This window comes from Mesorhizobium sp. NZP2234 (assembly GCF_013170765.1).
Taxonomy (GTDB): domain Bacteria; phylum Pseudomonadota; class Alphaproteobacteria; order Rhizobiales; family Rhizobiaceae; genus Mesorhizobium; species Mesorhizobium loti_D.
This window is the reverse complement of the sequence record NZ_CP033364.1, coordinates 3,316,502-3,329,165: the sequence shown is the minus strand read 5'-3', so window position 1 is coordinate 3,329,165 and position 12,664 is coordinate 3,316,502. Positions and strand designations below refer to the sequence as shown.

General features: G+C 64.1%; 7 protein-coding genes and 1 pseudogene. 6 read left to right on the top strand and 2 right to left on the bottom strand.

Features of this window, described 5'->3' with window-relative positions; all coding sequences use genetic code 11:
• The first annotated feature begins 49 nt into the window (after positions 1 to 49).
• From EB230_RS16350 to EB230_RS16340, 3 genes and pseudogenes are all read left to right on the top strand, one after another.
• Positions 50 to 3,991: a hydantoinase B/oxoprolinase family protein gene (locus tag EB230_RS16350; protein ID WP_065005565.1), complete on the top strand. Its 3,942-nt coding sequence runs from the start codon at positions 50 to 52 to the stop codon at positions 3,989 to 3,991.
• A 32-nt stretch (positions 3,992 to 4,023) separates the two neighbouring features.
• Positions 4,024 to 5,322, top strand: coding sequence for a DUF3419 family protein (locus EB230_RS16345; RefSeq protein WP_056573317.1), 1,299 nt, complete (start codon positions 4,024 to 4,026; stop codon positions 5,320 to 5,322).
• Positions 5,319 to 5,987, top strand: a pseudogene (locus tag EB230_RS16340) (class I SAM-dependent methyltransferase); the annotation flags it as partial. The gene EB230_RS16345 and the pseudogene EB230_RS16340, both read left to right, overlap by 4 nt.
• Before the next feature lie 130 nt (positions 5,988 to 6,117).
• On the opposite strand, the gene EB230_RS16335 reads toward EB230_RS16340, so the two are convergent.
• Positions 6,118 to 7,497, bottom strand: coding sequence for a serine hydrolase (locus tag EB230_RS16335; protein ID WP_056573538.1), 1,380 nt, complete (start codon positions 7,495 to 7,497; stop codon positions 6,118 to 6,120).
• Positions 7,498 to 7,785: 288 nt separating this feature from the next.
• Here EB230_RS16335 and EB230_RS16330 point away from each other — a divergent pair, with 288 nt between their 5' ends.
• Together EB230_RS16330 and EB230_RS16325 are read left to right on the top strand one after the other, a co-directional pair.
• A complete protein-coding gene (locus EB230_RS16330; RefSeq protein WP_056573324.1) occupies positions 7,786 to 8,586 on the top strand; it encodes a GH25 family lysozyme in 801 nt (266 codons plus the stop codon).
• A gap of 297 nt (positions 8,587 to 8,883) precedes the next feature.
• Entirely contained in the window at positions 8,884 to 10,062 is a 1,179-nt protein-coding gene (locus EB230_RS16325) for a lytic murein transglycosylase (RefSeq protein WP_056573329.1), read from the top strand.
• 78 nt (positions 10,063 to 10,140) lie between these two features.
• Here the strand turns inward: EB230_RS16325 and EB230_RS16320 are convergent, their stop codons facing one another.
• Positions 10,141 to 11,361 (bottom strand): alanine racemase, encoded by a 1,221-nt coding sequence (locus EB230_RS16320; RefSeq protein WP_056573332.1) that lies wholly within the window; start codon positions 11,359 to 11,361, stop codon positions 10,141 to 10,143.
• Between the two features lie 225 nt (positions 11,362 to 11,586).
• On the opposite strand from EB230_RS16320, the gene EB230_RS16315 reads away from it, so the two are divergent.
• Positions 11,587 to 12,504: a DMT family transporter gene (locus EB230_RS16315; protein WP_056573335.1), complete on the top strand. Its 918-nt coding sequence runs from the start codon at positions 11,587 to 11,589 to the stop codon at positions 12,502 to 12,504.
• Positions 12,505 to 12,664: the final 160 nt, after the last annotated feature.

The following is a 12,664-nucleotide window of genomic DNA, read 5'->3' as shown; positions in this document are numbered from 1 at the left end:
TTGGCGCATTAACAACGAAACCTGAAACGAAATGCCGGAGACGACAGCCATGGCCGCGAAATGGGATTTCTGGATCGATCGCGGCGGCACCTTCACGGATGTCATCGGCCGTGACCCGCAAGGGCGGCTGCACCCGCGCAAACTGCTTTCGGAAAACCCCGAAGCCTATGCCGATGCCGCCATCCAGGGCATCCGCGACCTGCTCGGCGTTGAATCGGGCGCCACGATCCCATCCGGCCTGATCGGCGATATCAAGATGGGCACCACGGTCGCGACCAACGCGCTTCTGGAGCGCAAGGGCGACCGCGTGCTCCTGCTCATCACCAAGGGGTTTCGCGATGCGCTCAGGATCGCCTACCAGGCGCGGCCCGATATCTTCGCCAAGGAAATCATCCTTCCCGAGCAGCTCTATGAGCGCGTCATCGAGATCGACGAACGCGTGCTGGCCGATGGCTGCGTCGAACGGCTGCTCGACATCGCCGCTTGCCGGCCGGCGATCGAGCAGGCGAAGGCCGACGGCATCGATGCCGTCGCAATCGTCTTCATGCACGCCTGGAAATACCCCGACCACGAGAAGGCGGTGGCAAAGGTCTGCCGCAAGCTGGGTTTCAGCCAGGTCTCGGTCAGCCACGAGGTCTCGCCGCTGATCAAGCTGGTCGGCCGCGGCGACACCACCGTGGTCGACGCCTATCTGTCGCCCATCCTGTCGCGGTATGTGCGGAAGGTCGGGCTGGAGCTCGGCGTCCTCTCCCCTCTCGAGTTGGGGCGATCGGCCGAAGGCCGGGAAAAAGCCAACGATTTGGCTTTTTCAGCAACGAACGCCCGGAACCATAGCGAAGGGCAAGCCGCGAAGCAGCCAGAGGGGGTCCTCTCGGGAGGCAGAACGTTGAGCCCGGTTGAACCGACCCCACCCGGCGGCTTTGCCGCGACCCTCCCCTCAAGGGGGAGGGAAAGTCCCCATCTCATGTTCATGATGTCCTCGGGTGGCCTCACCGCCGCCGACATGTTCCAGGGCAAGGACGCGCTGCTGTCGGGTCCGGCTGGCGGCGTTGTCGGCATGGTCGAGACGGCGAAGCTCGCCGGCTTCGACAAGGTCATCGGCTTCGACATGGGCGGTACGTCCACCGACGTCGCCCACTATGATGGCGAGTACGAACGCGCTTTCGACACGGAGGTCGCCGGCGTGCGCGTCCGCGCCCCGATGATGCGCATCCACACCGTCGCCGCCGGCGGTGGTTCGATCCTGCATTACGAGGCCGGCCGTTTTCGCGCCGGACCGGACTCCGCGGGCGCCAATCCCGGCCCCGCCGCCTACCGGCGCGGCGGCCCGCTGGCCGTCACCGACGCCAACGTGATGCTCGGCAAGCTGCAGCCCGATTTCTTCCCGGCGATCTTCGGTCCCGGCCAGGACCAGCCGCTCGACGTCGGAACGGTGCGCGCGAAATTCGCGGCCCTTGCCGCCGAAATCGGCGATGGCCGCTCGCCGGAGGCGGTTGCCGAAGGCTTCGTCACCATCGCCGTCGAGAACATGGCCAACGCCATCAAGAAGATTTCCGTGCAGCGCGGCTACGACGTCACCGAATATCTGCTGAACTGCTTCGGCGGCGCCGGCGGCCAGCACGCATGCCTGGTCGCCGATGCGCTCGGCATGGAGGCGGTGCTGATCCATCCCTTCTCCGGCCTGCTTTCGGCTTACGGGATCGGCCTGGCGTCCGTCTTTGCCTCGCGCCAGCAGGCATTGCTCAAGCCGCTTGCCGAAGAATCCAGAACGGAGATCGGCAGCCTCATCGCCATCCTGAAAAAGGCCGTCATCGCCGAGCTTGCGGCCCAAGGGATCGCCGAGGACAAGGTTGCGACCAGGCCCGTGCTGCACATCCGCTATGACGGCACCGACACGACACTGCCGGTGAATTTCGAAAGCGACTCGATTTTCCAGGCGAAGCGCGATTTCGAAATCGCCCACAAGGCGCAATTCGGCTTCGTCTATGACGACAAGCCGATGATCGTCGAGACGGTCGGCGTCGAGGGCAGCGAAATAGACGAGAGCAGCGCCGAAGCCTATGCGCCCGCCGGACCTGCGAGGATTGAAGCTGGCGCTTCTGGAACGCGGCGCATCTACACCGAAGGCCGGTGGCATGAAGCCGGCATCCATCGTCGCGAAAACCTGCGCCCATCCAATCTGGTCCCGGGCCCCGCTCTCATCATCGAACCGAACCAGACCATCGTTGTCGAACCGGGCTGGCGGGCCGAAATCACCAACCTCAACCACGTCGTGATCCGCCGCACCGAAAGGAAGGCGCGGGCCGCCGCCCTTGGCACATCGGCCGACCCGGTGATGCTCGAAGTCTTCAACAACCTGTTCATGTCGATCGCCGAGCAGATGGGTGTCACCTTGCAGAACACCGCCTACTCCGTCAACATCAAGGAAAGGCTGGATTTTTCCTGCGCCGTCTTCGACCACACCGGGGCGCTGGTCGCCAACGCGCCGCATATGCCGGTGCACCTCGGCTCGATGGACCGTTCGGTCGAAACCATCATCCGGCTGAACTCCGGCGACATCCACCCCGGCGACGTCTTTGCCCTCAACGCGCCTTATAATGGCGGCACGCATCTGCCCGACATCACGGTGGTGACGCCCGTCTTTTCCCTCCCCCTCGAGGGGAGGGTGGCCGCGCAGCGGCCGGGTGGGGTCCTCTCAGAAGGCACCGCAAGAGCGCCGAGCCCGGTCGATCCGCCCCCCTCCGGCGGCTTCGCCGCCACCTCCCCCTCAAGGGGGGAGGAAATTCTCTTCTACGTTGCCTCGCGCGGCCACCACGCCGATATTGGCGGCACCGCGCCCGGCTCGATGACGCCGCTGGCCACCACGGTGGACGAGGAAGGCGTGCTGTTCGACAATTTCCGCATCGTCGACCGCGGCCGCTTCCGCGAGACGGAACTGCAGACGCTGCTGACCGATCACCCCTACCCGGCCCGCAACCCGCATCAGAACATCGCCGACCTCAAGGCGCAGATCGCCGCCAACGAGAAAGGCGTCGCCGAGTTGCGCAAGATGGTCGCGCATTTCGGCCTTGATGTCGTCGAGGCCTATATGGGGCACGTCCAGGACAACGCCGCCGAAAGCGTGCGGCGGGTGATCGAGCGGCTGCCGGACACGTCGGCCTATGAATACTCCACGGATACCGGCCAGGTGATCAAGGTGAAGATATCGGTCGACCGGCAAAAGCGCGAGGCGACAGTCGACTTCACCGGCACGTCACCTGTCATGAAGAACAATTTCAACGCGCCGGAGCCCGTCGCCCGCGCGGCGGTCCTCTACGCCTTCCGCGTCATGGTCGAGGACATGATCCCGATGAATGCCGGGTGCCTGCGGCCAATCAATATCGTCATTCCCGATGGCTGCATGCTGAAGCCCGCCTACCCCGCCGCTGTCGTCGCAGGCAATGTCGAGACCTCGCAGCATGTCACCAATGCGCTGTTCGGCGCCATGGGCGCCATGGCCAATGCGCAGGGAACGATGAACAATTTGACCTTCGGCAACAAGAAGTACCAGTACTACGAGACGATCTGTTCCGGCTCGCCGGCAGGCCAGATGAATTCCGGCCGCGGCTTTGCCGGCACCTCCGGCGTGCATACCCACATGACCAATTCGCGCCTCACCGATCCCGAGGTGCTGGAACTGCGCTTTCCCGTGGTGCTGGAGGATTTCCACATCCGCGAGGGCTCCGGCGGCAAGGGTAAGTGGGATGCCGGCGACGGCACCAAACGCACCATACGCTTCCTCGAGAAGATGGAATGCGCGATCCTGTCCTCGCACCGCAACCGCCCGCCGCGGGGGCTGGACGGTGGCGGGGATGGCGAGGTCGGCTCGACCAAGGTGCGCCGCAAGGACGGGACGGTCGACGTGCTGAAGGCCTGCGACCAGACCATGCTTGATGCCGGTGAGGCAGTTATCCTGACGACGCCGACACCGGGTGGGTTTGGCAAGCTGTAAAGAACACGTCAACAGCCTGTCACCGGCCTGTCATGACCCTGCGCTACCCGCTTGCGCCAAAGCAAATGGGGAATCACTTTGTCATGACGGACGTCTCCTCGGATCTGGTTTTTCGCCGCGGCAAGGAAGTTGGAAAGGCCGTCTACCAGAACCGCGCGCTTTCCAAAGCCGGCATCTCGGAGCGGCTGTTCGCCCTTCTGTTCTCCGGCCTCGTCTATCCGCAGATCTGGGAAGACCCCGATGTCGACATGGAGGCCATGCAGCTTGGCCAGGGTCACCGCATCGTCACGATCGCTTCCGGTGGCTGCAACATCCTGGCCTACCTCACCCGCTCGCCGGCACGGATCGACGCCGTCGACCTCAACGCCGCGCACATCGCGCTGAACCGCATGAAGCTGGAAGCGGTGCGCCGCCTGCCCTCGCAGGGCGACCTGTTCCGCTTCTTCGGCGCCGCCGACACCAGCCACAATTCGCAAGCTTATGACCGTTTCATCGCGCCGCATCTCGACCCGGTGAGCCGCCACTACTGGGAGCGCCGCAACTGGCGCGGCATCAGGCGCATCGGTGTCTTCGACCGCAATTTCTACCAGACCGGCCTGCTTGGCCTGTTCATCGCCATGGGCCACCGCACAGCCAAATTCTTCGGCGTCAACCCGGCCCGCATGATGGAAGCCAGGAACATCGGCGAACAGCGCCGCTTCTTCAACGAGGAGCTGGCGCCGGTCTTCGACAAGAAGCTCCTGAAATGGGCGACGTCGCGCAAGGCTTCTCTGTTCGGCCTCGGCATTCCGCCGGCGCAGTATGATTCCCTGATCACCTCCGGCGACGGCACCATGGCCAGCGTGCTGAAGGCCCGGCTGGAAAAGCTCGCCTGCGACTTTCCCCTGGAGAACAATTACTTCGCCTGGCAGGCCTTTGCCCGCCGCTATCCAAATCCCGGCGAGGCCGCCCTGCCCGCCTATCTGGAAAAGCAGAACTACGACACCATCCGCGGCAATATCGACCGCGTCGCCATCCACCATGCCAATCTGATCGAATTCCTGGCCGGCAAGGATGCCGGCACGGTCGACCGCTTCATCCTGCTCGACGCGCAGGATTGGATGACCGCTGATCAGCTCAATGCGCTGTGGTCGGAAATCAGCCGCACCGCCTCCGCTGGGGCCCGCGTCATCTTCCGCACAGCCGCCGAACCCAGCCTGCTGCCGGGCCGTGTCTCGACCTCTCTGCTCGATCAGTGGGACTATCAGGACGAGGCGTCGCGCGAATTCTCGGCCCGCGATCGCTCGGCCATCTATGGTGGCTTCCACCTCTATGTGAAGCGCCCGGCATGAGCACGACGGAGCTACCGGCCAGCCCCGAATTCAAGGCCAGCCACGCCGAACTGATGGACGGCGTCTATCGCTGGCAACGCCATATCTACGACCTGACCCGCAAATACTACCTGCTCGGCCGCGACCGGCTGATCGATGGACTGGATGTACCGGCGGGCGGCACCGTGCTGGAACTCGGCTGCGGCACCGGCCGCAACATCATCCTCGCCGCCCGTCGCTATCCCGACGCCCGCTTCTTCGGCCTCGATATCTCGGCCGAGATGCTGGAGACCGCCCGCAAGGCGATCGACCGCGAAGGCCTGTCCGGCCGCGTCACGCTGGCACGGGGCGACGCCACCGATTTCGATGCGGGCTCCCTCTACGGCATCGAGCGCTTCGACCGCGTCTTCGTGTCCTATTCGCTGTCGATGATCCCGGGATGGGAAAAGACGGTGTCGGCAGCCCTTGCTGCGCTGGCCCCCAACGGCTCGCTGCATGTCGTCGATTTCGGTCAGCAGGAAGGCCTGCCCAACTGGTTCCAGACTCTGCTGCGCGGCTGGCTGAGGAAATTTCACGTCTCGCCACGTGAATCGCTGCGCGAGGTTCTGGAATCGGAATCTCGGCGAACCGGCGCAACCTTCCGTTTCCGCACGCTTTATCGCGGCTATGCCTGGCTGGCGGTGATCGGGCCGCGCAACCTTGCCTCCCCCCTCGATGGAGGAGGTCGCGCCGAAGGCGCGGGTGGGGATGAAGCGCTAGGCACCCCACCCCGGCGCTGCGCGCCGACCCTCCCCATCAAGGGGAGGGTAAAGAGAGCTAATGCAGCGCCTTCACCAGCGCACCCACCATCGCCTGCGGGCGATAGCCGAGCTTGGCCGGTGTCAGCCCCAGCCGCACGATCACCAATTGCTCCGACGGAATGATGGTGACCGTCTGGCCGTCATGGCCTTCCATCCAGTAGGTATCCTTGGGCAGGCCTGCCGCGACACCGGCGCCGGGATTTTCCTCGTCGCCCGGCGCCTCGATCCACAACTGGCCCTTGCCGTAGACCTTCGAGGCCGGCGCCGGCTCGCGCATCCAGTCGACGAAGCCGGCCGGCAGGATTTGGTTGCCGTTCCAGACCCCGCCTTGCAGCAGGAACTGCCCGAAGCGGGCCCAATCATGCGCCGTGGCGTAGAGATAGGATGAGCCGACGAACGTGCCCTGCTCGTCGGTTTCGAGCACGGCGCTGTGCATGCCGAGCGGCTCGAACAGCGCCGTGCGCGGCCATGTCAGCGCCTTGGCCTTGTCGCCGATCGCATCCTGCCACAGCCGCGACAGCATCACCGCGGTGCCGCTCGAATAGGAGAACACCTTGCCGACCTCGCCCACCAACGGCTTGGATATGGCAAAGCCCGCCATGTCGGGCTCGAGATAGAGCATGCGCGTGACGTCGGCGACGTCGCCATAATCCTCGTTGAACTGCAGCCCGCTCGACATCGCCATCATGTCGGCAAGGCTGATGGCGGCGCGGCCATCCGCCTTCCACGGCGCGAACAGGCCCTTGTTGTCGACGGCCATCTTGCCGTCCTTGACCAGCGTGCCGATGATGGCGGCGTTCACCGTCTTGGTCATCGACCAGCCAAGCAGCGGCGTCTTGGCGGAAAAACCGTTGCCATAGCGTTCGGCGACGACGCGGCCGTTCTTGACCACGACCAGCGCGCGCATGCCGGTACCGGTCAGCGCCGCGTCGTCCAGCAGCTTGCCGATCACCGGATCCTGCGATGCCTCGACCCGCTCGCCCTCGGGCCACAGCGTGTCCTGGCTGGCAGCCGACGTTTCGCCATGGACCGCCGTGCGCCGCGCCTTGCCGACATCGCCGTCGGGTATCGAGGTGCAGCCCAATCCATCGCGGGAAACCGCCTCGCTTTTGCCGAGGAAGCCAAGCAGGCCGGCGGAGACCGTGCCCCGGTTCTTGTCGACCGAGACCCGCATCAGCCGCAGCAGCGGGTGTCCGGGCGCCTGCACGTCGACGGCAAGCACCTCATTGGGATCGCGCCCGGCTATGAAGACGTTGGAGCAGACGATCTTGGCCGAATAGCCGGAGCCGACGCGGATCAGTTCGGGTGGCGCGATGTAAAGCCAGGCAAACAGCGCGACGACCGCCAGCACGATCAGGCCAAGCACCCATCTGACGATCTTGACGACGATCCGCATCCGCATCCTCCCGGGCTTTCGCCCGACCTTATGTCATCGATTTGCCGCCATTGCTTCCGCAAATCGGGATACTTGTCGAGCGCCGTCAACGGATTATCAACCATGATCGGCGATCACGGGGGATGCATGCCGCCCTAGACCGCATAGCGGTTTTGGGACAACGACATGCACAGAAATGGATATGCTGGGCGATGCTGTGGGGCGATCGCCTGGAGGGGGCTCGACCAGTCGTCGGCCATCGGTTCACAGACCCATCAGCGACCGGCTGATTCCGGCTTGGAAGTTGCGATGCGCCGTCTTGCGGCCCTTTTCATGCTGACACTGCTTGGCGCCTGCTCGACGGTGGACGATCTCTCGCCGCTGTCGCCGTCCGCTTCCAGTAGCCCGACGGTGGCCGTGCGCGCGCCGCGCTTCGCCGATTCCAAGCCGCATGAATGGGACAGTGGCGCGCCCTGGAACTATGCCGTCCACGGCACCGACGTGTCGAAATACCAGACCTCGGTCGATTGGCCGACCGCCAAGGCCAGCGGCATTTCCTTCGCCTTCATCAAGGCGACGGAGGGTGGCGACCGCTTCGATGAGTATTTCAACGAGCACTGGTCGCGCACGAAGGCCGCCGGCGTTCCGCGCGCGGCCTATCATTTCTTCTATTTCTGCACTCCGGCCGCCCAGCAGGCACGCTGGTTCATCCAGAATGTTCCCGTCGACCGATCCGCCATGCCGCCGGTGCTCGACATGGAATGGAACCCGAAATCCCCGACCTGCAGGTTACGACCCGACCCGGCCACGGTGCGCGCGGAAATGACCACCTTCCTCGAAATCGTCGAGCGGCACTACGGCAAGAAGCCGATCATCTACACCTCGGTCGATTTCTTCGACGACAACGAGCTCTCGAGCTTCCGCGGTTACCCCTACTGGCTACGCTCCGTCGCCGGCCACCCGCGCGAGAAGTATGGCAGCCATCCCTTCACCTTCTGGCAGTACACCGGCACCGGCATCGTTCCGGGCATGACCGGCAAGTCCGACATCAACGTCTTCAACGGCAGCGAGGCCGCCTGGAACAAATGGCTGCGGCAGAACACCCGCTGAACCAGGTTCAACGGCAGCGAATCCTCGGCCAAAGCACTCCAGCAGGGTTCCCGTTGAACCGGGTTCAACGGCAGCTAGGTCTTTGATCAAATCACTCCAGCAGGGTTCCCGTTGAACCGGGTTCAACGCCAGCCGAGCCGCCTTGAACAAGGAACTGTGGCAGAAGAACCGTTGACACCGGGCCTGCCGCCTGCTTTTCGACACAGCCAGCGGCAAAAAAGTGCAACCGCTGGTAATTCGGGGCGTTGGGCTTCCAGCCAATCACGACAATGCCCTCTTCGTTTCGGAAGGAAGCTGATGCGACTGCGTTCCCAAGCCCTCGCGGCGCTATTCCTGTGCGCCACGGCCCTGCCGGCGATGGCACAGGAATGCGGCGGCGACTTCGAAACCTGGAAACAGGGCGTGGCGGCGGAAGCCAAGGCGGCCGGTGTCGGCGCCATCGGCCTCGACGCGCTTGAAGATGCCACCTTTGACCAGAGGGCGCTGGCGCGCGACCGCGCCCAGGGCGTCTTCACCCAGACCTTCATCGAATTTTCCAACCGCATGATCTCCGCCTACCGCCTGAAGCAAGGTGCGGCGAACATGAAGAAATACGCCGACATCTTCGCCCGTGCCGACCAGCAGTTCGGCGTCCAGGCGCCTGTCATCACCGCCTTCTGGGCGCTCGAAACCGATTTCGGCGCCGTGCAGGGCGATTTCCACACGCTGAGCGCGCTGGTGACGCTTTCGCATGATTGCCGCCGCCCGCAACTTTTCCGCCAACAGTTGGTGCCGCTTCTGGAGTTGATCGACCGTGGCGTGCTGCCGGCCGACGTCAAGGGCGCCTGGGCCGGCGAAATCGGTCAGACGCAGATCCTGCCTTCGGACTATCTGGCGCGTGGCGTCGATGGCGACGGCGACGGCAAGATCGACCTGCGCAACAGCGTGCCCGACGTGATCATGACCACCGCCAACAAAGTGCTGTCGCGCGGCTGGAAGCGTGACGAACCCTGGATCCAGGAAGTGCGGGTGCCCGATGAGATGCCCTGGGACCAGACCGGGCGCACCAACAAATTGCCGCTGACACAGTGGGCGCAGTGGGGCGTCACCAATCCGGACGGCTCGCCGCTCGTCGACAAGGGCCTCAAGGCCGGCCTTGCGCTGCCCATGGGCCGCAAGGGGCCAGCCTTCCTGACCTATGACAATTTCGATGTCTATCTCGAATGGAACCAGTCCTTCACCTACGCGCTGACCGCGGCCAATCTCGCCGCGAGGCTCGCCGGCGCGCCGCCGCTTGATCCGCGCAACCCCGAACAAGGCCTCGACAACGAGCAGATGAAGGCGCTGCAGACCAAACTCGAAGCCCGGGGCTACGACGTCGGCACTGTCGACGGCATTCTGGGCACCAACACGCGCGAAGCCATCCGCAAGGAACAGATGCGGCTCGGCCTGCCGGTGGACGGCTGGCCGACGCCGGACCTGTTGGGGAAGCTGTGAAGGGAGTGAGTAGTGAGTGGTGGAATTTAGAGAATTCCCTACTGACGACTACTGACTACTGACTACTCACTCTCGTTCCTAATCCGCCATCGTCTCCAAACTCGCGAATCCCTGCGGCGCGTCGCCCTCGTCGAACGGCGTCGTCACCTCGACGAAGGTGTCGGGATAAAAGCCGTTGAAGCGGGTCCTGAGCGACAGCGAATAGGCGCCGATATGGCCGATCTCGATCCAGTCGCCGGTGTCGACGGTTTCCGGCAGCCAGAATGGCCTCGACAGGATATCGACGGAATCGCAGGTCGCGCCGCAGACCTTGAACGGCACGATCTTGCTCTCATCGCCATTGCGGGTCCTGATCGCCGGATCGGGAATGAAGCGCGCCGGCAGCGTGATCTTGCCGGTCCAGGAATCCGACAGCGACGCCCAGATGCCGTCATTGATGTAGAGCCGTTTGCCCTTGCGCAGCAGCACCCGCACGATCAGCGACAGGCAGCGCGCCACGATCACCCTGCCCGGCTCGGCCACCAGCGGCATCTGGTCGAACTGGTACTCTTTCAGGTCGCCGGAAAGCCGCGACATGATCTGGCCGAGCGAGGGCATCTCGATCTGCTTGCGGTTGGGATCATGGCCGTATTCGGCGGGAAAGCCGCCGCCGACGTCGAGCCCCGCAATATCGAAGGCCAGCCGGTTGCGCACCCAGTCGGCCGAAGCCAGCGCCCGCTCATAGGTATCTGGATCCTCGATCTGGCTGCCGACGTGGAAACACAGGCCCACCTTGTAGCCCGTACGGTTCAGCCGTTCCGCCAGTTCCACGGCATAGGCCGGACCGGCGCCGAACTTCTTCGACAGCTCGTAGGCGGCATGCCCCTTGGTCTGCACCCGCACGAACACGCTGACCGAGCCCGGGTCGATGTCGAGTGCCCGCACCACCCGGGTCAGCTTGGTGATCTCGTCCTCATGGTCGAGCGAGATGACGCGGATGCCGTATTTCTCCAGCGCCAGCTTGATATCCGACTGCGCCTTGACCGGGTGCATGTAGAGCATCTCGGCATCGGGCGAGACGGCGCGCACGGCCGCGAATTCGCCGGGTGAAGCGACGTCGAAGGCGGTGACGCCGGCCTCGACCAGCGTCTTCAGCACGATCTGCTCGCCATTGGTCTTGACCGCATAGGCGGTCTTGCCGGGAAACATACCCATGAACTGCCTGGCATCGGCCTTCAGCACCCGCGGGCGGAAGCAATAGACGGGATCGTCCGGGCGAAGCGCCAGAGCCGCCTCGCGGGCATTCTCGAATCGCTGCATTGACGAATCCTCGACTTCAGCCTGCGCACAATTAATCCAAGCTAGCGGCTAATGAAAACAATTCTGTGTCTCGTGCCTTTGACGCAGCGGCGCTAATTTTTGGCGGCATCGTTTGCCGCCGATCAGGTTTCGGGTGGCCCTTGTCGCCGGAACGGATATGCCTTGTGTCTGACCGGCTTGCATCCGGGCCGGCATTACGGCCTGTCTTGGGGGAGGACGATAGACATGGCAATAGCCGCGACATCAGCACCGCGCGGACCGATGACGCTTGCCGACTGGGGGCAATTGCTGCTGCTCGGCGCGATCTGGGGTGGCTCGTTCTTCTTCGCTCGCATCGCCGTGGCCGAACTTCATCCGCTGGTGCTGGTGCTGTTTCGCGTCGCCATCGCGGCGATCGCGCTGCAGCTCTATCTCGGCCTGCGCGGCCCCTCGTTCCGCCTTGCGCTTCCGCATGCCGGCCTGTTCTTCCTGCTGGCCTTCACCAACAACGTCGTCCCCTTCTCGCTGATCTTCGCCGGCCAGACCGAGCTTGGCGCCGGCGTCGCCTCGGTGCTCAACGCAACCACGCCGTTCTGGACGCTGATCCTCGCCAACGCGATGACATCGGACGAAAAGCTTTCCTGGAACAAGCTCGCGGGCATCGCGCTCGGCGTTGCCGGCACCGCCGTGATGATCGGTCCTGGCCTGCTCGCCGGGCTTGGCGGCCCGGTCTGGGCGAAATTCGCGCTGATCGGCGCCTCGCTGTCCTATGGCATTGCGCTGATGATCGCCCGCCGGTTCAAGGGCGTGCCCTCGCCGGTCATCGCCACCGGGCAACTGACCGCCTCGACCATCATCATGATCCCCATTGTGCTCTTCACATACGGCCCGGCCGGACTGTTCTCGGCCTCGCCGCCGGTCTGGGCGGCGGTGCTGGCACTGGCTCTCCTGTCCACCGCCTTTGCCTATATCCTCTATTTCAACCTCGTTGCCTCCGCCGGCGCCACCAACGCTTCGCTGGTCACGCTGATCGTTCCGGCCAGCGCCATGCTGCTCGGTTTTCTGTTCCTCGGCGAACGCCTGGAGTTGTTCGAGATCGGCGGCGTGGTGCTGATCGGACTTGGTCTTCTCACAATCGACGGACGCGTGCTTGGAAGGCGGTAGGCTGAACCGCATTGGCGCGAAAATCGAAATCGACTTCGTGACGGTAGCGCTGCCATGACACGCTCGCGACACCATCCCGCCACAATTTATTCACAGGTCTGAAGCGGGTTTTTGCCCAGAAGTTTCAACGGCTAACGGCAAAACCGACGTCGCAAATCTG

Coding starts and splice junctions, on each gene's coding strand:
- EB230_RS16350 (WP_065005565.1), top strand. CDS start 50: ATGGCCGCGAAATGGGATTTCTGGATCGATCGCGGCGGCACCTTCACG.
- EB230_RS16345 (WP_056573317.1), top strand. CDS start 4,024: ATGACCCTGCGCTACCCGCTTGCGCCAAAGCAAATGGGGAATCACTTT.
- EB230_RS16335 (WP_056573538.1), bottom strand. CDS start 7,497: ATGCGGATCGTCGTCAAGATCGTCAGATGGGTGCTTGGCCTGATCGTG.
- EB230_RS16330 (WP_056573324.1), top strand. CDS start 7,786: ATGCGCCGTCTTGCGGCCCTTTTCATGCTGACACTGCTTGGCGCCTGC.
- EB230_RS16325 (WP_056573329.1), top strand. CDS start 8,884: ATGCGACTGCGTTCCCAAGCCCTCGCGGCGCTATTCCTGTGCGCCACG.
- EB230_RS16320 (WP_056573332.1), bottom strand. CDS start 11,361: ATGCAGCGATTCGAGAATGCCCGCGAGGCGGCTCTGGCGCTTCGCCCG.
- EB230_RS16315 (WP_056573335.1), top strand. CDS start 11,587: ATGGCAATAGCCGCGACATCAGCACCGCGCGGACCGATGACGCTTGCC.